The organism is Pseudomonas sp. NFX183, from assembly GCF_047943075.1.
Taxonomy (GTDB): domain Bacteria; phylum Pseudomonadota; class Gammaproteobacteria; order Pseudomonadales; family Pseudomonadaceae; genus Aquipseudomonas.
This window is the reverse complement of the sequence record NZ_CP181333.1, coordinates 2,224,601-2,245,810: the sequence shown is the minus strand read 5'-3', so window position 1 is coordinate 2,245,810 and position 21,210 is coordinate 2,224,601. Positions and strand designations below refer to the sequence as shown.

Genomic DNA, 21,210 nt, shown 5'->3' with positions numbered 1-21,210 from the left:
AGGCATTCGCCAAGGAATATTTCCATGTACACACCCCGCGCCTTTGCCCTCGACGATTTGCCCGAACTGCAGCAACTGATCCAGCACACTCGCCTGGCGCAGTTGGTGACCTTTGGCGAGCAGGGCCTGCAGGCCAGTCACCTGCCGCTGCTGCTCAACCCCGATCAAGGCCCGAACGGTACGCTTTACGGGCACATGGCCAAGGCCAACCCCCAATGGCGCGACCTGCAAAATGGCAGCGAAGCCCTGGTGATCTTTGCCGGCGCCGACGCCTACATCAGCCCGGCGTTTTACCCGGCCAAGGCCGAGCACGGCAAAGTGGTGCCCACCTGGAATTACATCGCCGTGCATGCGTACGGCAAGGCCGAGGTATTTGCCGATGCCGAGCGCTTGCTGGCGGTGGTCACGGCGCTGACCGATCGCCACGAAGGCAACCGCGCCCAGCCCTGGAGCGTCAGCGATGCCCCCGCCGACTACATTGACGGCATGCTCAAGGCCATCGTCGGCTTCGCCCTGCCCATCGAGCGCCTGATCGGCAAACGCAAACTCAGCCAGAACCGCAGCCAGGCCGATATCAACGGCGTGCGCGAGGGCTTGGCCGCCAGCATTGATGTGCGCGATCAGACGCTCGCGCGCTTTATCCCTCAAGGAGGCACAGAATGAGCCAGATCGATATCCGCCCCGTCACCGCAGCCGACCATGCCGCCTGGCTACCACTGTGGCAGGCGTACTTGAGGTTCTACGAAACCCAATTGCCCGACGCCGTCAGCCAAAGCACCTGGCAACGCCTGATCGATGCCAGTGAGCCGACCCATTCCGCCCTGGCCTGGCAGGACGGCAAGGCGGTGGGCATGGTCAACTTCATCTACCACCGCTCCAACTGGAGCATCGAAAACTCCTGCTACCTGCAGGACCTGCTGGTGGAGCCGGCCCAACGCGGCAGCGGCGTGGGTCGCAAGCTGATCGAGTTTGTCTACGCCACCGCCAAGGCTGACGGTTGCTGCAAGGTCCACTGGTTGACCCACGAGACCAACGCCACCGCGATTCAACTCTACGAACGCATTGCCGAACGTCCTGGCTTTATCCAATTTCGCAAAGGTCTTTAAGGAGCCCCGCATGCCTATCTCACCCGCCGACTGGAAAGGCGTTCCCGCGCCCACCGTTCAAGTGCTCGAAGGGCGTTTTATCCGCCTGGAAAAACTCGACCCCGCGCGCCATGGCGATGGCCTGTTTCGGGCCCTTGAAGGCCCGGGCGCCGATCCGAAGCTCTGGGACTACTTGCCTTACGGCCCCTTCCCCGAGCGCGCCGCGTTTGATGCCTGGCTCAACAACCATGCCCAGCACAGCGACCCGTATTTCTTCAGCGTGATCGACCGCCAGAGCGGCGAGGTGCAAGGCATCCTCAGCCTGATGTCCATCGTCCCGGCCCAGGGCCGCATCGAAATCGGCCACGTGACCTTCGGCGCGTCGATGCAACGCTCGCCCAAAAGCACCGAGGCGGTGTACCTGCTGGCCAAACACGCTTTCGAGCAGGGCTACCGTCGCCTGGAATGGAAGTGCAACAACGCCAATGCCCGTTCCAAATACGCGGCGCAGCGCTTGGGCTTCAGCTTTGAAGGCGTGTTCCGCCAGCACATGGTGGTCAAGGGACAGAACCGCGATACGGCGTGGTATTCGATCCTGGATTCGGAATGGCCAACCCTTGGAGCGGGGTTTGAAGCGTGGCTGTCCGAGGCGAACCAGCATGGTTCTGGCCAACTGAAAACACTGGCCGAGTGCCGGGCCTGATTCTCAGCCACAACACAAAACCATTGTGGGAGCGGGCTTGCTCGCTCCCACAGTTGATCTGCAGCGGGGCCACTGCTGTCATCTCTCCGACACATTCCTGCAACCACCCTTCGCTATACAGGTCGACTCGTTTCCATAACAAGGTCGTCCGCCATGCCCCCGTCGCCCCACCGCCTCGCACTCGCCATCACGTTATTGGCCAGCGGCCTTGCTGAAGCGGCGCCTGCGCCGACCAAAACCGTGCAGATCGACACGCCCACCACCACGGGGAAAACCCTGACCGGCAGTGATTCGTTGACCACCACGGCGGCGGGCAGCCTCACCACCTCCGGCGTGGCCGTCACGCTCAAGGACGGCACCAGCGGTGCGGGCGTGGTGATCACCAACGCGGGCAAGCTGGTCTCCAGCGGCGGGCGCGCTATCGACAGTTCGGGCACGCTCACCGGGGCGCGCAACTACAGCGTCTACAACCTCGCGGGCGGTGTGATCCAGGGCGCCAATGACGCGCTGCGCATCAACAGCAATTTTGCCAGCGGCAGTTTGTTGATCGACAACAGGGGCACCATTCGCTCGGCCACCGGCCAAGGGCTGGACCTGGATGCGATCCGCAGCGCCAACGTGACAACCACGATCATCAACCGCGCCGGTGGGTTGATTCGTGGCGATGCCAGTGACGGCATGAAGACCGGCGCCAACGCGAACATTACCAACTATGGCGAGGTCTCCACCGGCGACACGTTCTCGCGCGATGACAAATTCGACGGCGTCGATATCGACTCCGCCACCGGTGTGACGGTGACCAACTACGGCCTGATTTCCGGCGGTCGCCATGGCATCACCACCGACCTGGGTGCGTCGCTGACCAACTACGGCACGGTGATTGGCCGCAACGGCTCGGGCTTTGGCTCCGACGGCGACGGCACGGTGATCAACCACGGCACCATCACCGGCGCGTTCTCCGGGTTGCAGCCGGATGGCGACGGCGATGGCGTGGACATCGACAAAATCGCGCATATCGAAAACTACGGCATCATCCAGGGCATCGGTGCCGGCGGTGTCGACAAAAATGGTTTTGCCAACGGCAGCGAAGGCATCGCCCTGGGCGGCGGCTATGTGTACAACGCCAAGGGTGCGCGGGTCAGCGGCGCCAACAACGCGATCCTGGTGGACGACGGTAGCGACGGCCCGGGCGTTGCCGCGACCACCCTGGAAAACCACGGCGTCATTGAGGGTCTGAATGGCTTTGGCGTGAAGTTTGTCGGCAACTTTGCCGACACCGTGATCAACGGCGGCACCATCAGCGGCAGCAATGGCCTGGCTCTGGATCTGGGCGGCGGCGATGACACGCTGGTGTTGCTCAATGGCAGCCGCTTTGTCGGCCTGGTGGATGGCGGCGCCGGCTACGACCGACTGAGCCTGGATGATGCTGCAGGCGGCAGTTTCGGTGACAGCCGCAACGTCGAATGGCTGGCCGTGAAACAAGGCACCTGGACCCTCACCGGCAGCGGCGATTTCAGCGACGGCGGCGAGATTTACAGCGGTGCCAAACTGATCAACCAGGGTGGCATTGCCGGTAACGTGACAGTCGATGCCGGCGGTATTTACGCCGGGGGTGGCTCGGTGGGCAGCCTGGTGGTCAACGGCACGCTGCAAACCAATACCGCGCTGGGCACCGCCACCATCGCCCGCGACTTGACCATGGGCAGCGGCTCGACCCTGGCCTATGGCGTGAATGCCGATGGCAGCAGCGCGCCGATCAAGGTAGGCGGCACGGCCAACCTCAATGGCGCAACCCTGGCAATCAACCCTGCCAGCGGCACGTATCCATGGCAGAGCCATTACACCGTGCTGCAAGCCGGCAGCATCACGGGTCAATTCGGTACCGTCACCAGCGACTATGCATTCCTCACGCCAAGCCTGGATTACAGCCCTACCCAAGTCGGCCTCACGTACACCCGTAACGACATTGCCTTCAATCAGTTCGCCAGTACCGGCAACGGCGCCAGCGCGGCCAACAGCCTGGCAGGCCTGGGCACTCACAATCCGCTGTATAACGCCTTGCTCTCCACCACCACCGCCACGGCAGGTGCAGCCATCGAGCAATTGGCCGGCAGCAGCACTGCCAACCTCACGGGCGCCACCCTCGGCGCCAGCGCCCAAATAGGCAACAGCATGCTTGCGGCGATGCATCAATTGGGCGGCGGCGCGGGCTTGATGGTCGGGCTTGATCAGCGCGACACCCCAGTGCTCGCCGCCAGCGGCGTACCCAGTGAGGCGCGCAACCTCAATGACCCGAACGCGCGCGGTCGCCTGTGGCTGCAGGGCATCGGCAGCTACGGCAAGCTCGACGGCGAGCACGGCAGCAACGGCCTGACCCAACGCACCAAAGGCACGGTGCTGGGGGCCGATTGGGCCCTCGACAGCGACTGGCGCGTGGGTTTGCTGGGCGGTTATTCGAAGACCGACCTGGACACCACCGGCGTGGACGGCAGCGTCGACAGCTGGCACGCCGGCGTCTACGCCATGCGCCAGAGTGGGCCTCTGGCCTTGCGCCTGGGCGCGGCTTACAGCGGGCACCAGGGCGACAGCAAACGCACGGTGGCCTTCAACGGTTTCAACGACCGCCCCAAAGGCGACTATGACGCCAACAGCCAGCAGGCCTTTGCCGAACTCGGTTATGCCATGGGCAGCGGCCACCTGAGTGCCGAGCCATTCGCCAACCTCGGCTACCAGCGCTACCAGCGTGACAGCTACAACGAAAAAGGCGGCGCCGCCGCGCTGCATGTCGACGGTCAGACCCAGGACAATTTCAGCAGCACATTCGGTTTGCGCCTGGCGCACCTGAGCCAACTGGACAACGGCATCAGCCTCACGCCCCGTGTCAGCGCCGGCTGGAAGCACACCTACGGCGATGTCGACAGCAGCACGCGTCAGGCTTTCCTGGCCGGCGGCACGGCGTTCAATGTCGAAGGCAGCGCTCTGGACCGCAACAGCCTGCTACTCGAAGCCGGGCTGGACGTCGGCTTGTCGGCGCGCCACAGCCTGGGCCTGGGCTACACCGGCGAGATGGGCAGCAACAGCCGCAATCACGCGTTGGTCGGCCAATGGCAGATGAGTTTTTAATCGCTCAGCACTAAAGACAACTCCCGCGAATCAGGGGTCGGTAGCCTGACAGTTATCGCCCCGTCATCTCGCTAAATTCCCGGCCTCTTATTCCATGAGGCTGGATTTACATGTCACTTGCACAAAAACAGTTCGCTAAAGCCCTTACCCTCATGCTGGTGGTCACTGCTGCTCCGTTTGCACAAGCGCAGAGGGACATGGAGCACGACAGCGACTGGCTTAACGAGATCCCTCTGGGCGACCTGCCCGCCGTGCACGACCGCGCGCCTCCCGCGCCTGGCGATGAGTTCTACTTCGTCGAGCATGCCACCACCCATAACGGTAAACAGGCGGCGATCATGCTCGATTACGCCATTGATCAACTGTTGGAGTCTGGCGCGCTGGGCAAGCGGGAACAGGATGCACTTGAGCACCTGGGCAGTTACCTGGGCAGCCTGGCGCCAGGCAACGTCGGCGCGGTGCTTGAGCAATTGGCGGGCAGCCAGCATGCCAACCTGGGCACCGCCACCCAAGACAGCCTGAAACAGCTGAACGCCAACCTGCTGTCGGCGATCCGCGAGCTGAGCGGCCAGACACGCGAAGGCGCTCGGGTGTGGCTCAACGGCCTGGGCAACAGCGGCAAGCTCGACGACCAGCGCGGCAGCGCCGGTTTACAACAGCGCACACAAGGCCTGATGGTCGGCGCCGACTGGTCGGTGAACCCCGCCTGGCGCGTCGGCGTCATGGGGGCCAAGTCAGGCAGCAACCTGAACGCCAAACGTTTCAAGGCCGAACTGGAAAGCTGGCACCTGGGCGTCTATGCCTTGCGCCAGGACGGCCCGCTGGCACTGCGCCTGGGGGCGATTTACAGCCACCACGACGGGCGAAATAAACGCAGCGTCGACGTCGATTTCCTCAACTTGCGCGACCAACTCAAGGGCAAGTACAGCGCTCAGAGCCAGAACGCATTCGTCGAGTTGGGTTATCAGCTGGGCGGTGCCGCAATCAGCATCGAACCCTTTGCCGGTCTCGGTTGGCAGCGCTATCACCGCGACAGCTTCACGGAAAAAGGTGGCGTGACAGCCCTTAACGTCGGCGAACAAACCCAACAGAACCTGGGCAGCACCTTCGGCCTGCGCCTGTCGAGCCTGTATGCCCTGGGCAATCAGATGAGCCTCACGCCCCACTTGAGTACACGCTGGCAGCACCTCTATGGCGACGTCAGCAGCACGGTTCGCCAATCTTCGGCATGGGATAAACGCGATGATTTCGACAGCGGCTTCACCCTCAGAGGCACCGCCCTGGATCGCAACAGCCTGGGCCTGCGCGCCGGTCTCGACCTTGCACTGTCGACCCAGCACACGTTGGGCCTGACCTACACCGCTGACGTTGGCAGCAACAGCCGCAATCAGGGGTTGATGGGCCAATGGGCCATGGGCTTTTGACCCACACTTTATTTCAGGCGAAAAAAAAGGGGGGCACCTGCCCCCCCGAGGATTAAGCGGTCGTCTTGAAGGCTGTTATTCAGCCTTCGATTTCAATCAGGATTTCGCCAGGGTTGACCCGGTCGCCCTTGGCCACATGAACGGCAGAAACTTTGCCGGCAATCGCGGCCTGCACTTCGGTTTCCATCTTCATGGCTTCGGTAATCAGCACGGCCTGGCCAGCCTTGACCACGTCGCCTTCCTTGACCAGCACGTCGACGATATTGCCCGGCATTGCCGTGCTGACATGGCCCGGCTCGGTCGCGTGCTTGCGCTTGCTGCCGCCGCTGCTGACGAACTCGTTGAGCGGTTCGAACACCACTTCTTCGGGCATGCCGTCGATGGACAGGTAGAAGTGGCGCTTGCCTTCGGCCTTGACGCCAACCCCGGTGATATCCACGCGGTAGCTTTCACCGTGCACGTCGATCACGAACTCGGTCGGCACGCCTTCGCCACCGGCGCGCGCTACGCCGCCGGCCTCAGGAATCGGCAACAGCACTTCCGGGCTCAAAGTGCCGGCGTCACGCTCCTCAAGGAACTTGCGCCCGATGTCCGGGAACATCGCGTAGGTCAGCACGTCTTCTTCGGACTTGGCCAACGTGCCGATTTCGCCGCGCAGCTTGGTCATTTCCGGTTTGAGCAGGTCAGCAGGGCGGTGGTCGATCACCTCTTCGCTGCCGATGGCCTGGCGGCGCAGTTTTTCATTCACCGTGCCCGGCGCTTTGCCGTAGCCGCCTTGCAGGTAGAGCTTCACTTCATTGGTGATGGTTTTGTAGCGCTCGCCGGCCAGCACGTTGAAGAACGCCTGGGTGCCGACGATCTGCGAGGTCGGGGTAACCAGCGGCGGGAAACCGAGGTCTTCACGCACGCGCGGGATTTCGGCCAGCACTTCGCTCATGCGGTTGAGCGCGCCCTGCTCTTTCAACTGGTTGGCCAGGTTGGAAATCATCCCGCCCGGCACCTGGTTGACTTGCACGCGGGTGTCGACCGCCGTGAATTCGCTTTCGAACTGGTGGTATTTCTTACGCACGGCGTAGAAATACAGACCGATTTCCTGCAGCAGCTCCAGGTCGAGGCCGGTGTCGAACTCGCTGCCTTTGAGGGCGGCAACCATCGACTCGGTACCTGGGTGGCTGGTGCCCCAGGCGAAGCTGGAGATGGCGGTGTCGATGTGGTCGGCACCGTTTTCGATGGCCTTGAGTTGGCACATCGCGGCCAAACCCGCCGTGTCGTGAGAGTGGATAAAGATCGGCAGGCTCTGCTCGGCTTTGAGCGCCTTGACCAGCTCGCCCGTGGCGTACGGCGTCAGCAGGCCGGCCATGTCTTTGATGGCGACCGAGTCGCAGCCCATGGCTTCCATTTGCTTGGCCTGGGCCACAAACGCATCAATGGTGTGCACCGGGCTGGTGGTGTAGGCGATGGTGCCTTGGGCATGTTTGCCGGCGGCTTTCACCGCTTCAATGGCCACGCGCAGGTTACGCACGTCGTTCATGGCGTCGAAGATGCGGAACACGTCGATGCCATTCACGGCCGCCTTGGCGACGAAGGCTTTGACCACGTCGTCGCTGTAGTGGCGGTAGCCCAGCAGGTTCTGGCCGCGCAACAGCATTTGCAGGCGGGTGTTGGGCAATGCGGCGCGCAGTTTGCGCAGGCGCTCCCACGGGTCTTCTTTGAGGAAACGTACGCAGGCGTCGAAGGTCGCGCCGCCCCAGACTTCCAGCGACCAGTAGCCGACTTTGTCGAGCTTGTCGCAGATCGGCAGCATGTCGTCGGTGCGCATGCGGGTCGCCAGCAACGATTGGTGGGCGTCGCGCAGGATGGTGTCGGTGACAAAGATTTTCTTGGACATTGTTGTATTCCTCACAGGCCTGCGTGGGCGGCGATGGCGGCGGCGATAGCCAGGGCCAGCTCTTCGGGTTTGCGCTTGATCGAGTAGTTGGTCAGCTCAGGGTGGCTTTCCACAAAACTGGTGTTGAACTGGCCGCTGCGGAATTCCGGGTTGCGCAGGATTTCCTGGTAATAGGCGGCGGTGGTCTTCACGCCTTGCAGGCGCATGTCGTCCAGGGCACGCAGGCCACGGTCCATGGCTTCTTCCCAGGTCAACGCCCACACCACCAGCTTCAGGCACATGGAGTCGTAGAACGGCGGGATGGTGTAGCCGGTGTAGATCGCCGTGTCGGTACGCACGCCGGGGCCGCCGGGTGCGTAGTAACGGGTGATCTTGCCGAAGCTGGGCAGGAAGTTGTTTTTCGGGTCTTCGGCGTTGATGCGGAACTGCAACGCGAAACCACGGTGCTGGATGTCTTCCTGTTTTACCGACAGCGGCAGGCCCGAGGCGATGCGGATCTGCTCACGCACGATGTCGATGCCGGTGATTTCCTCGGTGATGGTGTGTTCCACCTGCACGCGGGTGTTCATCTCCATGAAGTACACCTCGCCCTCGGCGAGCAGGAACTCCACGGTACCGGCGTTCTCGTAACCCACGGCCTTGGCTGCGCGCACCGACAGGTCGCCGATGTAGGCGCGCTGTTCCGGGGTCAGCTGCGGGCTTGGAGCGATTTCGATGAGCTTCTGGTTGCGGCGCTGGATCGAGCAATCACGCTCGAACAGATGCACCACGTTGCCAAAGCTGTCACCGAGGATCTGCGCTTCGATGTGCTTGGGATTGACGATGCATTTTTCCAGGAACACTTCCGCCGAACCGAAGGCCTTGGTGGCTTCGGAAATTACGCGAGGGAAGGCTTGTTCGAGTTCTTCGCGGCTGTTGCAGCGACGGATACCACGCCCGCCGCCACCGGAGGTGGCCTTGAGCATCACCGGGTAACCAATGCGGTCACCTTCGGTGAGGGCTTCGGCGATGTCGGCAACGTTGCCTTCGGTGCCGGGCGTCACCGGTACGCCGGCCTTGATCATGCTGCGGCGCGCTTCGGTCTTGTCGCCCATGCGGCGAATCACCTCGGCCGACGGGCCGATGAATTTGATCCCGCGTTCGGCGCAGATGTCTGCCAGTTCGGCGTTTTCCGACAGGAAACCGTAACCGGGGTGCAGCGCATCACAGCCGGTTTCCACGGCCAGGTTCACCAGCTTGCGCGGGTTCAGGTAGCCGGCCAGAGGCTCGGCACCAATGCTGTGGGCTTCGTCGGCACGTTTGACGTGCAACGCATGGCGGTCGGCGTCCGAGTAAACCGCGACCGAGCGAATGCCCATCTCGGCGCAGGCACGCACGATTCGTACGGCAATCTCACCACGGTTGGCGATCAGGATCTTTTTTATCACTTGGAAATTCCCTTGAGCCGATTGCTGCGTCTTCAACCCGCTGAGTCCGGGTCGGCGCGTGACCAAATGTTTCATGACAGTCGCGAGACACACACTAGGCGCAACGGAGGATTAACAAAAATCAATAATTATTGGGTTGTGTATAAGTAAACACTTATAGTTGGCCGAACGGCCTGGGGCGAGAGTATTCAGATAATGCGTAAGTCATTGATGCGTATGACATTACGCCAGTTGCAGATTTTCAACGAAGTCTGTGATTTGCGCTCCTACAGCCGTGCCGCCGAGGAAATGTCCCTCACACAACCGGCCGTAAGCCTACAAATTCGTCAGCTGGAAGAGCTGATCGGCCAGCCGTTGTTCGATTACGTCGGCAAAAAGCTCTACATGACCGAGGCCGCCGAAGCCTTGCAACGCGCCAGCCGGGATATTTTCGGGCGCCTGGAAAACCTCGATATGCAGCTGTCGGACATGCAGGGCTCGCTGCAGGGCCAGCTGAAGCTGGCGATCGAATCCAGTGCCAAATACTTCGTGCCGCACCTGTTTGCCGCCTTCAAGCGCCAGCACCCCGAGGTGCAGTTGCACCTGACAGTCGTCAATCGTGCCCAGGTGATTCGAAGGCTTTCAGACAACCGTGATGACTTGGTGATCATGTCCATGGTGCCGCAGGACATGGGCCTGGAATTTCTGCCGTTCCTGAACAACCCGATTGTCGCCGTGGCGCCGCTCGACCACCCCTTGAGCCTTCAAGGTCCGCTGCGCCTGCAGGACCTGGAACCTTACACGCTGCTGGTGCGCGAGCCGGGTTCCGGCACGCGATTGGCCTGCGAGGAGTACTTCAAGGAAAAGCGCGTGCATTTCACCCAAACAGTGGAAGTGGCCTCGGCCGAGGCGCAGCGTGAATGCGTGAGCGCGGGGTTGGGCGTGGCGCTGCTGACGCGCCACGCGATCAACCTGGAACTGGCCACCGGCGGGCTCAAGGAGCTGCCGGTGGAAGAACTGCCGCTGTACCGCAGTTGGTGCCTGGTGCAGGCCAAGGCCAAGCGCCTGTCACCGGTGGCCCATGCGTTCCTGGGCTTTATCCGCAGCGAGCGGGTGCAGATCAGCGCGTTGGCTGAGCGTTTCGCTGGGCAGCCGCGGGTGCCTGCCAGTGGAGTTCAGGGTAGTCCGTGATGCTCTGGAGCAATTGGCGCTCTTCGCAACGGTCTTCGATTGCGCGACGAAACGCCATGCGGCGCTGGTCTTCTTGCTGACGACGGGTTTTGACGGTGCTGCTGTCTTCGTATTGCCGGGCCATGTTGAGTCTCCCAATGCGAGTACGGGGAGTTCAGGATGGGCGCGGCGGATGACGGTTTGGCGGCGTGGGGGTTACAGGACGATGAATATTCCGAAATTGAAGGAGATTCCCTGTGGGAGCTGGCGTGCCTGCGATGCAGGCACTGCGGTTTTTCAGTTAAACCGAGATGACGCTATCGCAGGCAAGCCAGCTCCCACATTTGGACCGGGTGCGATCCTGAATCAGTCGTCGAGGGCTTTGACCGATTTTGGCGAGAGACGCAGGCTGCGCAAGCTGCGCTTCACGCTCTTGAGGTGGTTGACCAGGCTCGGGCCGCGCGCCATGGCCACGCCCATCGCCAGCACGTCGATCACCACCAGGTGGGCGATGCGCGAGGTCAGCGGGGTATAGATTTCGGTGTCTTCGTGCACGTCGATCGCCAGGTTGACCGTCGACAGCTCTGCCAATGGCGTCTGGCTTGGGCACAGCGTGATCAGCGTCGCGCCGCTTTCACGCACCAGGTTGGCGGTGATCAGCAAGTCTTTGGAGCGACCGGACTGGGAGATGCAGATCGCCACATCCGTCGGCTTCAGCGTGACCGCCGACATCGCCTGCATGTGCGGATCGCTGTAAGCCGCTGCGGTGAGCAGCAGGCGGAAGAATTTGTGCTGGGCGTCCGCAGCAACGGCGCCCGACGCACCGAAGCCGTAAAATTCGACGCGCTGGGCCTGGGACATTGCGGTCACGGCCTTCTGCAACTCCACCGGGTCGAGCTTCTCGCGCACTTCCATCAGGGTGTGCAAGGTGGTGTCGAAGATTTTCAGGCTGTAGTCGGCGACGGAATCGTCTTCATGAATCGCAAATTGCCCAAAGCTCGCACCCGCCGCCAGGCTCTGGGCCAGCTTGAGTTTCAAGTCCTGGAACCCGGAGCAACCGATGGCGCGGCAAAAACGCACGATGGTCGGCTCACTGATGCCCACGCTGTGGGCCAGGTCGGCCATGGAACTGTGCATCACGGCCGCAGGGTCAAGCAGCACGTGATCGGCAACCTTGAGTTCCGATTTGCGTAACAGGTGGCGCGACTGGGCGATATGTTGCAACAGGTTCAAAGGGCAGGACTCTTGTTATTGGCAGGCGCCAGGGATGTAGCAAGCTTGTAGTTATACTACAAGAATTGCCGTTTTGCCCGTCCGATGCATCACTAAATCGCCCTGATGCCCTTTGAATCAGCGGGCAGCCGCCGTGTAGCCACACAGGCGGGCTGGCCGTCTTTAAGGAAAGTCTGCATTTTTGCGTAACAAATCTGCCAGCCCCTCGGCCTCCACCGGCCGACTGATCAGATAGCCCTGCACCTCGTCACAGCGCTCCCCTCGCAGGAAATCCAGCTGCTGCTGATCTTCCACGCCTTCGGCCACCACCTTGAGCGCCAGCCCATGGGCCATGGCGATGATTGCACGCGTAATCGCAGCGTCCTCACGGCCTTGGCCCAGGCCGCGAATGAACGTCTGATCGATCTTCACGTAATCCACGGGAATGCGCTTGAGGTAGCTGAGGGACGAGTAGCCGGTGCCAAAGTCGTCAATGGCCAGCTTCACGCCCAGGTCGCGCAGTTGCTGGAAGGTGGCAATGATGTGCTCGACGCTGTCGAGCAACTGGCTCTCGGTCAGCTCCAATTCGAGGTATTGCGGGTCAAGGCCGGTTTCTTCGAGCACCTGGCGCACCAGGCTGACCAACTTGCCTTGGCGCAACTGGTGCACGGAAAGGTTCACCGACACCCGAATCGGCGCCAACCCCTGGCGCTGCCATTCGCACGCCTGCCAACAGGCTTGGCGCAAGACAAATTCGCCCAGCGGCACGATCAGGCCTGTTTCTTCGGCCAGGCCAATAAAGTCCCCCGGCGGCACCATGCCCCACTGCGGATGCTCCCAGCGAATCAGCGCCTCGGCGGCGTTCAGCTTGCCCGTGGCCAGGCACAGTTTCGGCTGATAGAACACCGTGAGCTGGCGTTCGTCGATGGCCTTGCGCAAGTGGTTCTCCAGCTGCAAACGCTCAAGCGTGCTGGCTTGCAGGCTGTCGGTGTAGAACTGGAAGTTATTGCCGCCCAAGTGCTTGGCATGTTGCATGGCCATGTTCGACTGACTGACCAACGCGGAAATTTCCCGCGCATTGTCCGGCAGCAGGCTGACACCCATTGAAGCGCTGACCACCAGCTCATGCCCGTCTACCGTCACTGGCACCCGCAGCTTTGCCAGCAGCCGCGTGGCCACTCGCGCCAGGCTCGACAGGTTGCCGTAGGCGTCGAACAGCACGGCGAACTCATCGCCGGACAGACGCGCAATGGTGTCAGCCTCGGGCAACGCGTTGATCAGGCGACGCGCCATTTTCTGTAACAGCTGGTCGGCGACTTCATGGCCCAGGCTGTCGTTCAGCAACTTGAAGCGGTCCAGGTTGATATGCAGCAACGCCAGGCTACGCCCGCCCTGACGCACACGCGCATGGGCTTCGCGCAGTCGCTCGCGGAACAGCGAACGGTTGGCCAGGCCCGTCAACTCGTCATAGTGCGTGAGGTAGCGCATGCGCTCCTCAGACTCACGCCGCGCCGACAGATCGGCGAAGAAGCCCACAATGTGGCTGACATTTCCGCGAACATCGCGCACCACGTTCAGTTGCAGCCATTGGGGATACAGTTCGCCATTCTTGCGTGTTTCGACCAGCTCGCCCTGCCAGGTACCGTGGCTGAGCAGGGCCTGGCGAATCACCGGAAAGTGACGACGGGCGTCGCGGCTGCTGGGCAGTTCCACGACGTTGCGGCCGAGCATGTCGTCGATTTCAAAACCGGTGACACGGCTGAAAGCCTGGTTGACGGCGATCAGCGCATAGTTCGGGTCAAGAATCACGATGCCTTCGCTGGCCGCCTCGAACACGGTCGAGGCCAGCCGCTGCTGTTCTTCCAGGGCCTTGCCGGCGCTGATGTCGCGGCGGGTGCCAAGCATGCGCGTTACCCGCCCACTGGGCGAGCGCTCCACGGCGCGGCCGCGGTCTTCGATCCAGACCCAGTGACCGTCGCCGTGGCGCACGCGGTATTCAACCTGATAGTCCTCGGTACGGCCTTTGAGATGCTCCACCAGTGCGCGCTTGAGCAGCGGCAAGTCGTCGGGGTGCAGGCGCGGCTTGAGGTGGCTGAGCATTGCCGTGACGTATTCAGGTTCAAGGCCGAACAACTCTTTGAGCTGAGTGTGATGGACTTCGTCGGTTTGCAGGTTCCAGTCCCACAGCCCCAGTTCGCTGGCCTGCAGCGCCATGGCCAGGCGCGCTTCACTTTTGTTCAGGGCCAGGCTGGCGGCGTCCAGTTCCTGGTTGCGTTGCGCCACGCGGTCTTGCAGACCGATCTGGGCCTCGCGCAGGTCCTGTTCGACCTGGCGGCGCTGCTCGACTTCGCGCACCAGCTCCTGATTCAACTGCTCGCTGCGCTGCTGCGCCTGCTGTAAATGCTCGATCAGCGCCTGGTTCTGAAAGCGTCGCAGCAGGCCACGCTGGATCAGGCGGTTGACCTGCCACGCCACCAGGCTCAGAGAACCCAGCAGGATCAGACCAAGCACGCCCCAACCTTGCTGCTGCGCCGTGCCGTTCCAAAACAGATAGAGGATGGCCGGCACCAGACACGGCACGGCAAAGGACAGGAATGCGGGCAGGCTCACCGCGTAAGCGACGCTGGCCGACAGCATTGCCGCACCGATCAGGCCGAACACCCAGGCCTGCTGCATGAAGCTGTCCGCCGGCACCAGCGCGATGGCAGCGGTGGCTAACGTCAGGCCACTGACCGCCGAGCCGAGCATGAACATGCGCCGCCAGATCGGTTGAGCCTGGCGGCTGGGCATGGCCGAATCAAACGCGGCCACTTGGATCACGCGCAAGGCCACCAGGGCGAGCAGCCAGACCAGCCACACGCTGTCCAACAGATATTGCTTGGGGTTCCACAGCAACCAGGCGCAGACCAGGCCGTTCACCAACATCAATAAAGTCGGCAGCAATGAGCCCTGGTACAGCAGGCGAGTGCGTTCGACCGCCATCTCGGTTGCATAACGTTTACGAATGATCTGCGCAGGCGCCGCCGAAGGGCCGAACAGGTCAGGACTGAGAGTCATAGGCAGTGTTCTTATAATGGTGAGCCCGAAACGTGCACGGAGCATACACAAGCAAACGCTTGGGCCAAACTGCTCCAAGTCATAAAAACCGCACGATAATCCGCCGCAAAACTCGGAGCCAGACAGCTTGAGCGAGGTGCTGCGCGGGCTGTGGCCTATGACCGACCGGTCATCAGCCCCGCCAGAATGTTTGTCCGGCTCCAAACACGCCCGACGTTTTCGAGTGACCACCCGGCATTGGGATTTGCCCCACTCCCCCGGGCACCCTAGAATGCGCCGATGCGCGATGATCTCTCCCTTTTGCTGAACTCCCTCAACGATGCCCAACGCCAGGCCGTAGCAGCCCCCGTTGGCCGTCAGTTGGTCCTGGCCGGTGCTGGCTCCGGTAAAACCCGAGTGCTGGTGCACCGTATCGCCTGGTTGATCCAGGTTGAAAACGCGTCCCCGCATTCCATCCTGTCGGTGACCTTCACCAACAAGGCCGCTGCCGAGATGCGCCACCGCATCGAGCAGTTGATGGGCATCAGCCCGGCCGGCATGTGGGTGGGCACCTTCCACGGCCTGGCGCACCGCTTGTTGCGGGCGCATTGGCAGGAAGCGGGGCTGAGCCAGACCTTCCAGATCCTCGACAGCGACGACCAGCAACGCTTGGTCAAGCGCGTGATCCGCGAGCTGGGCCTGGACGAACAGCGCTGGCCCGCGCGCCAGGCGCAATGGTTTATCAACGGCCAGAAAGACGAAGGCCTGCGCCCGCAACATATTCAGGCCAGCGGCGATTTGTTCCTGGCCACCATGCGCAGCATTTATGAAGCCTACGAGGCCGCCTGCGTGCGTGCCGGCGTGATCGACTTCTCCGAGCTGCTGCTGCGCGCCCTCGACCTGTGGCGCGACAACCCAGGCTTGCTGGCGCATTACCAGAAGCGCTTCCGGCATATCCTGGTGGACGAGTTCCAGGACACCAACGCCGTGCAGTACGCCTGGTTGCGCTTGCTGGCCAAAGGTGGCGACAGCCTGATGGTGGTGGGCGATGACGACCAGTCGATCTACGGCTGGCGTGGCGCGAAAATCGAGAACATCTACCAGTATTCCGACGACTTCCCGGACGCGATCACTATCCGTCTGGAGCAGAATTACCGCTCCACCGCCGGCATCCTCAAGGCTGCCAACGCACTGATCGCCAATAACACCGGGCGCATGGGCAAAGAGCTGTGGACCGACGGCGGCGAAGGCGAAGCGATCAACCTGTACGCCGCGTTCAACGAGCACGATGAAGCGCGTTATGTGGTGGAAACCATCGAAAGCGCGCTGAAAACCGGGCTGGCGCGTAACGATATCGCCATCTTGTACCGCTCCAACGCCCAATCGAGGGTATTGGAAGAAGCCCTGCTGCGCGAACGTATTCCGTACCGCATCTATGGCGGCCAACGCTTCTTCGAGCGTGCGGAAATCAAGAACGCCATGGCGTACCTGCGCTTGCTGGAAGGCCGTGGCAACGATGCGGCGCTGGAGCGGGTGATCAATGTTCCGGCACGTGGCATCGGCGAGAAAACCGTCGAGGCCATCCGCGACCACGCGCGCCACGCCGATGTGTCGATGTGGGAAGCCATGCGCTTGCTGATCGCCAATAAAGGCCTGACCGGCCGCGCTGCCGGTGCCTTGGGTGTGTTCGTTGAGCTGATCGAGAACCTGGCCGCCAAATGCGCGGAAATGCCGCTGCATTTGATGACCCAGACCGTGATTGAGCAATCGGGCCTGATCGCCTATCACGAAGCGGAAAAAGGCGAGAAAGGCCAGGCGCGGGTAGAAAACCTTGAAGAACTGGTCAGCGCCGCCCGCGCGTTCGAAAACACCGATGACGATGAAGAGCTGACGCCGCTTGCTGCCTTCCTCGGGCATGCGTCGCTGGAAGCCGGTGATACCCAGGCCGATGAGCATGAAGACAGCATCCAGCTGATGACCTTGCACAGCGCCAAGGGACTGGAATTCCCGTATGTGTTCCTGGTGGGCATGGAAGAAGGCCTGTTCCCGCACAAGATGAGCCTGGAAGAGCCCGGCCGCCTTGAGGAAGAGCGCCGCCTGGCTTACGTGGGCATCACCCGTGCCATGCAGAATCTGGTGATGACCTACGCCGAAACCCGACGCCTGTACGGCAGCGAGACCTACAACAAGGTGTCGCGCTTCGTACGTGAAGTGCCGAAGGGACTGATCCAGGAAGTGCGCCTGTCCAACAGCGTCAGCCGACCGTTCGGCGGCGGCCAGCAGCAAAATTCCAGCACCCTGTTTGCCGGCTCCGAGATTCCGGAAACCCAGTTCAGCCTTGGCCAGCAGGTCAGGCATTCGGTGTTCGGCGAAGGCGTGATTCTCAACTTCGAAGGCGCGGGTGCCCAGGCGCGGGTGCAGGTGAATTTCGCCGAAGGCAGCAAGTGGCTGATGATGGGTTACGCCAAGCTCGAAGCGATCTGAAACACTGCATGCTCACTGTCAGGCGCCCGGCTAGCCGGGCGCCTGCAATGTGAAGAATCGTGCACCTCCCTTGTTTTTCGCCCGCTCGGGCCAATATCTGTAACTAGTCCTACAGACCCTTCGGAATTGGTCTTACGTAAAAGCCCGAAACATTATGCCGCTAGCCACTGTCACGACACCTGTGCAACATGGCGCGCGTGCAATCCACAAATGGGAATTCCCTTTATGAAACGTTTTCTTAGCATCGCCATGGCGTTGTGCATCGGCCTGACGATGAGCCTCGACGCCAACGCCAAGCGCTTCGGTGGCGGCCAAAGCATGGGCTCGGCACCGACTCACCAGACCAGCCAAATGGCTCCTTCCGCCGGTACCGGCGGTGCTGCGGCAACTGCAGGTGCAGCCGGTGCTGCTGGCGCGGCTGCCAAGGCCGGCGGTGCTTCGCGCTGGTTAGGCCCTCTGGCCGGTATCGCCGCCGGTGGCCTGCTTGCGTCCATGTTCATGGGCGGCGGCTTCCAGGGCATGCAGATCTTCGACATCCTGATCATGGCGGTCATCGCCTTCCTGATCTTCCGCTTCATCGCCGCCCGTCGCCGCAAGCAGCAGGAGCACATGGCTCCAGCCGGCGCGCCGATGCAGCGTGAAGTGTTCGAGCAAAAACCAGCCATGGGTTCGATCTTCGGTGGTTCGGGTGCACCTGCTGCCGCCCGTCCGGTAATCAATGCACCGGCCTGGTTCAACGAAGAGCGTTTCGTCGAAGCGGCCCGCAGCCACTTCCAGTCCTTGCAACAGCACTGGGACGCCAACGAAATGGACAAGATCTCCGAGTTCGTGACCCCGCAACTGCTTGAGTTCCTCAAGCGCGAACGTGCCGACCTGGGCGACGGTTTCCAGTCGACCTACATCGACGACCTGCGCGTACAACTGGAAGGTGTGGATGATCGCGCCGACAAGACCATCGCCACCCTGACCTTCAGCGGCGTGTCGAAGACCTCGCGTTTCGACCAGGGCGAAGTGTTCAGCGAAAGCTGGAACATGGAACGCGCCCAGGGCGACAACCAGCCTTGGCTGGTCGCCGGTATCCGCCAGAACGGCTGATAACCGCACGCTTGAGCACTTGGTAATAAAAACCCCGGACATGTTCCGGGGTTTTCTATTTCGCGGTTGCACTTATAGCGAGCTACTGTATAAAACGCCCTATTAACCGCGCCAACTAGCAAGAGGATCCCGGCCGTGGAAGAAATCATCGAACAATTGCGTGAAGCCAACGAACCGGTCCCGGTTCCTCTGGAACTGCCTGACGAAGACCAAATTGTGGAAATCGAAGAACAACTGTTCATCGACATCCCGTTTGTCTTCCGCGAATTCCTGCTCACCGTCAGCGACGTGGTGTATGGCAGCCTGGAGCCGGTGACAGTTACCGACCCGCAGTCCCACACCTACCTGCCGGACGTTGCCGCCAACGCCTGGGATGCCGGTGTTGACCGCAGCATGATCCCGATCTGCCAGGACGGTGACGACTACTACTGCGTCGAAGAAGACGGCACCGTGGTGCTGTGGTCCGGCGAAGAAGAACTGGTTACCGAAGAAACCTGGGAATCGGTGTGGCACTGGGCGCGGGACGTCTGGCTGGAAAGCTGATTCCGCAAAGCTTTTGTGGCAAAGGAGCTTGCTCGCGCTGGGCTGCGAAGCGGCCCCAACCAGGGCGACGCGTTCTTTCAGATGTTGCGATGTGGCGGTTTTAGGGCTGCTGCGCAGCCCAACGCGAGCAAGCTCGCTCGCCACAAGAATGCGCCACTCGGCTTAGTGCTCCGGCGTGTCCTTGTGGTTATCCAGGGTCTCCAGCAAGGCAACCTGCATCCGCGTATGCACGCGGATGAACCACCGCCAGAGCACCGCCGCCACCGCTGCCGCCACCACGGCGATCAGCACCAGCAACTTGTTGGTTGGCAAGATACTGGCCGACAAGGCTGCCAGCAGCAGGAAAATCACCAGCAGCGACAGGATGGGGATCAGTTCGGCGATCACTCGTCGTACGCGCTGGGTATGCCTTCCGGCCATTTCCGGCTTGACGCTCATCTCTGCCAGCAACATCGACAGCGCCTTGAGCTTGCGATACGCCGCAATCAAAAACGGCAGCGACAACAGCAACGCCCCGCCCCAGATCAACGCCTTCTGCCAGCTTGGGTCACTTATCCAGCCCTCCAGATACCCACCGATGCGCGCCGCAAAAAAGCTGCCGGCAAAAAAGATCGCCACCACCAGCGCCAGGTTTACCCCCACTTGCAGGATGATCTTGCGAATCATCGACGCCAGCATTGCGCCCTCGCCCTGAGGCTGGATGCTGCGCAACCATTCGCCATACATACCGAACACCCGGCTCATGCGCTTGGGCATCACCGCCGCAATCTTCAACGATAACGGGTCGGCGCCGCGAATCAGGTACGGCGTGAGCAGCGTGGTGATCGCCGACACCGCCACGGCCACCGGGTAGAGGAAGTCGCTGGTCACCTGCAAGGTCATCCCCAATGCGGCGATGATGAAGGAAAACTCTCCAATCTGTGACAGCCCCATGCCTACGCGCAGCGAGGTGCGGCCGTCGTTGCCGGCGATAAACGCCCCCAGGCCACAAGACAACATTTTGCCCAGTACCACCGCCACGGTGATGACCGCGATGGGCCAGGCGTATTGCAGCAGGATCTGTGGGTCGATCATCAAGCCAATCGCGACAAAGAAGATCGCGCTGAACATGTCGCGAACCGGCTCTATAAGGCGTTCGATCTTAATCAACTGACGGGACTCGGCCATGATCGCGCCGATCAGAAACGCCCCCAGCACCATGCTGTATTCGAGCTTCACCACCAGCAGGCAGAAGCCGAAACACAGGCCGAGCACAGTGATCAGCAGCATCTCGTTACTCTCGAACTTGGCCACATAGGCCAGCAGGCGCGGCACCAGCAGAATGCCGATCACCAGCGCGACGATCATGAACAGCGAGAGTTTGCCGACGGTGGAAAACACCTCGCCGGAGCTGACTGTGCCGCTGACGGCGATGCTCGACAGCAAGGCGATGATGCCTATACCGAGGATGTCTTCTACGATCAGCACGCCGAAAATCAGCTGGGCAAAGCGCTGGTTTTTCATCTTCAGGTCGTTGAGTGCCTTGACGATGATGGTGGTTGAGGAGATCGCCAGGATCGCGCCGAGGAACAGCGAGTCCATGGTGTTCCAATCGAACCAGCGGCCGATTTCGTAGCCGATCCAGATCATCAGGATGATTTCGAGGAATGCGGCGATAAACGCCGTGGCGCCGACCTTGAACAGCTTGCGCAGGCTGAACTCCAGGCCCAGGCAGAACATCAGGAAGATCACCCCCAGCTCGGCGAGGGTCTTGATGGTGTCTTCGTCGTGGATCAGGCCGAACGGCGGGGTGTGAGGGCCGATGATGAACCCGGCGACGATATACCCCAGCACCACCGGTTGCTTGAGGCGGTGAAACAGGATGGTGACAACCCCTGCCACCAGCATGATCACGGCCAAGTCCTGGATAAAGCTGATGGCGTGCATGGCGAGGGGCTCCTTGAGGGTACTGGCGCTTTCCCCACTTCCACCGGCGCCTATGAACGGTCGCAATAAGCGGAAGGAAAAGTCGGCCTTAATCGTAAGAAATGCCCTGAGACGG

Annotated in this window: 15 protein-coding genes; 9 read left to right on the top strand and 6 right to left on the bottom strand. The window is 61.6% G+C overall.

All coding sequences use genetic code 11. The features are described 5' to 3' along the window. The first annotated feature begins 24 nt into the window (after nt 1-24). The 5 genes from ACM530_RS10310 to ACM530_RS10290 all read left to right on the top strand — a co-directional run bounded on the left by ACM530_RS10310 (nt 25) and on the right by ACM530_RS10290 (nt 6,335). Nucleotides 25-663, top strand: a complete 639-nt coding sequence (locus ACM530_RS10310; protein WP_145158274.1) for an FMN-binding negative transcriptional regulator — start codon at nt 25-27, stop codon at nt 661-663. Beyond that, nucleotides 660-1,106 (top strand): GNAT family N-acetyltransferase, encoded by a 447-nt coding sequence (locus tag ACM530_RS10305; RefSeq protein ID WP_145158276.1) that lies wholly within the window; start codon nt 660-662, stop codon nt 1,104-1,106. Before ACM530_RS10310 ends, ACM530_RS10305 begins: the two co-directional genes overlap by 4 nt. Nucleotides 1,107-1,116: 10 nt before the next feature. After that, the gene (locus ACM530_RS10300; protein ID WP_416364722.1) at nt 1,117-1,788 is read left to right on the top strand and encodes a GNAT family N-acetyltransferase; all 672 of its coding nucleotides are present in this window, start codon (nt 1,117-1,119) and stop codon (nt 1,786-1,788) included. Nucleotides 1,789-1,941: 153 nt separating this feature from the next. After that, nucleotides 1,942-4,911 carry an autotransporter outer membrane beta-barrel domain-containing protein gene (locus tag ACM530_RS10295; protein WP_416364721.1) on the top strand — a complete coding sequence of 990 codons (2,970 nt, stop codon included), beginning with the start codon at nt 1,942-1,944 and terminating at the stop codon, nt 4,909-4,911. Nucleotides 4,912-5,021: 110 nt separating this feature from the next. Further along, a complete protein-coding gene (locus ACM530_RS10290) occupies nt 5,022-6,335 on the top strand; it encodes an autotransporter outer membrane beta-barrel domain-containing protein (protein WP_416364720.1) in 1,314 nt (437 codons plus the stop codon). A gap of 79 nt (nt 6,336-6,414) precedes the next feature. On the opposite strand, the gene oadA is transcribed toward ACM530_RS10290, so the two are convergent. Continuing rightward, a complete protein-coding gene (gene oadA, locus ACM530_RS10285; protein WP_416364719.1) occupies nt 6,415-8,223 on the bottom strand; it encodes a sodium-extruding oxaloacetate decarboxylase subunit alpha in 1,809 nt (602 codons plus the stop codon). A gap of 11 nt (nt 8,224-8,234) precedes the next feature. Beyond that, complete coding sequence (locus ACM530_RS10280; protein WP_003213442.1) at nt 8,235-9,650, bottom strand: acetyl-CoA carboxylase biotin carboxylase subunit; 1,416 nt, start codon at nt 9,648-9,650, stop codon at nt 8,235-8,237. Between the two features lie 195 nt (nt 9,651-9,845). Between ACM530_RS10280 and ACM530_RS10275 the strand changes: the two genes are divergently transcribed. Continuing rightward, nucleotides 9,846-10,820: a LysR family transcriptional regulator gene (locus ACM530_RS10275; RefSeq protein WP_145158288.1), complete on the top strand. Its 975-nt coding sequence runs from the start codon at nt 9,846-9,848 to the stop codon at nt 10,818-10,820. Here the strand turns inward: ACM530_RS10275 and ACM530_RS10270 are convergent. The 3 genes from ACM530_RS10270 to ACM530_RS10260 all read right to left on the bottom strand — a co-directional run bounded on the left by ACM530_RS10270 (nt 10,750) and on the right by ACM530_RS10260 (nt 15,068). Further along, on the bottom strand, nt 10,750-10,944 hold the full coding sequence (locus ACM530_RS10270; RefSeq protein WP_145158291.1) for a PA3496 family putative envelope integrity protein: 195 nt from the start codon (nt 10,942-10,944) through the stop codon (nt 10,750-10,752). The genes ACM530_RS10275 and ACM530_RS10270 overlap by 71 nt on opposite strands. Nucleotides 10,945-11,165: 221 nt before the next feature. After that, nucleotides 11,166-12,032 carry a transcriptional regulator HexR gene (hexR, locus tag ACM530_RS10265; protein ID WP_010168370.1) on the bottom strand — a complete coding sequence of 289 codons (867 nt, stop codon included), beginning with the start codon at nt 12,030-12,032 and terminating at the stop codon, nt 11,166-11,168. Between the two features lie 162 nt (nt 12,033-12,194). Continuing rightward, nucleotides 12,195-15,068: an EAL domain-containing protein gene (locus ACM530_RS10260; protein WP_416364718.1), complete on the bottom strand. Its 2,874-nt coding sequence runs from the start codon at nt 15,066-15,068 to the stop codon at nt 12,195-12,197. Between the two features lie 279 nt (nt 15,069-15,347). Here ACM530_RS10260 and uvrD point away from each other — a divergent pair, with 279 nt between their 5' ends. The 3 genes from uvrD to ACM530_RS10245 all read left to right on the top strand — a co-directional run bounded on the left by uvrD (nt 15,348) and on the right by ACM530_RS10245 (nt 19,169). Next, on the top strand, nt 15,348-17,531 hold the full coding sequence (gene uvrD / locus ACM530_RS10255) for a DNA helicase II (RefSeq protein ID WP_242201227.1): 2,184 nt from the start codon (nt 15,348-15,350) through the stop codon (nt 17,529-17,531). Between the two features lie 225 nt (nt 17,532-17,756). Then, nucleotides 17,757-18,626 carry a Tim44 domain-containing protein gene (locus ACM530_RS10250; RefSeq protein WP_416364717.1) on the top strand — a complete coding sequence of 290 codons (870 nt, stop codon included), beginning with the start codon at nt 17,757-17,759 and terminating at the stop codon, nt 18,624-18,626. 135 nt (nt 18,627-18,761) lie between these two features. Then, nucleotides 18,762-19,169: an SMI1/KNR4 family protein gene (locus ACM530_RS10245; protein ID WP_017135771.1), complete on the top strand. Its 408-nt coding sequence runs from the start codon at nt 18,762-18,764 to the stop codon at nt 19,167-19,169. 162 nt (nt 19,170-19,331) lie between these two features. Here the strand turns inward: ACM530_RS10245 and ACM530_RS10240 are convergent, their stop codons facing one another. After that, nucleotides 19,332-21,095 carry a cation:proton antiporter gene (locus ACM530_RS10240; protein WP_177016739.1) on the bottom strand — a complete coding sequence of 588 codons (1,764 nt, stop codon included), beginning with the start codon at nt 21,093-21,095 and terminating at the stop codon, nt 19,332-19,334. Between the last annotated feature and the right edge of the window lie 115 nt (nt 21,096-21,210).

What these genes read in the sequence shown, in the direction of transcription:
- ACM530_RS10310 (WP_145158274.1), top strand. Translation starts at nt 25, where the DNA reads ATGTACACACCCCGCGCCTTTGCCCTCGACGATTTGCCCGAACTGCAG.
- ACM530_RS10305 (WP_145158276.1), top strand. Translation starts at nt 660, where the DNA reads ATGAGCCAGATCGATATCCGCCCCGTCACCGCAGCCGACCATGCCGCC.
- ACM530_RS10300 (WP_416364722.1), top strand. Translation starts at nt 1,117, where the DNA reads ATGCCTATCTCACCCGCCGACTGGAAAGGCGTTCCCGCGCCCACCGTT.
- ACM530_RS10295 (WP_416364721.1), top strand. Translation starts at nt 1,942, where the DNA reads ATGCCCCCGTCGCCCCACCGCCTCGCACTCGCCATCACGTTATTGGCC.
- ACM530_RS10290 (WP_416364720.1), top strand. Translation starts at nt 5,022, where the DNA reads ATGTCACTTGCACAAAAACAGTTCGCTAAAGCCCTTACCCTCATGCTG.
- oadA (WP_416364719.1), bottom strand. Translation starts at nt 8,223, where the DNA reads ATGTCCAAGAAAATCTTTGTCACCGACACCATCCTGCGCGACGCCCAC.
- ACM530_RS10275 (WP_145158288.1), top strand. Translation starts at nt 9,846, where the DNA reads ATGCGTAAGTCATTGATGCGTATGACATTACGCCAGTTGCAGATTTTC.
- ACM530_RS10270 (WP_145158291.1), bottom strand. Translation starts at nt 10,944, where the DNA reads ATGGCCCGGCAATACGAAGACAGCAGCACCGTCAAAACCCGTCGTCAG.
- ACM530_RS10260 (WP_416364718.1), bottom strand. Translation starts at nt 15,068, where the DNA reads ATGACTCTCAGTCCTGACCTGTTCGGCCCTTCGGCGGCGCCTGCGCAG.
- uvrD (WP_242201227.1), top strand. Translation starts at nt 15,348, where the DNA reads ATGCGCGATGATCTCTCCCTTTTGCTGAACTCCCTCAACGATGCCCAA.
- ACM530_RS10250 (WP_416364717.1), top strand. Translation starts at nt 17,757, where the DNA reads ATGAAACGTTTTCTTAGCATCGCCATGGCGTTGTGCATCGGCCTGACG.
- ACM530_RS10240 (WP_177016739.1), bottom strand. Translation starts at nt 21,095, where the DNA reads ATGCACGCCATCAGCTTTATCCAGGACTTGGCCGTGATCATGCTGGTG.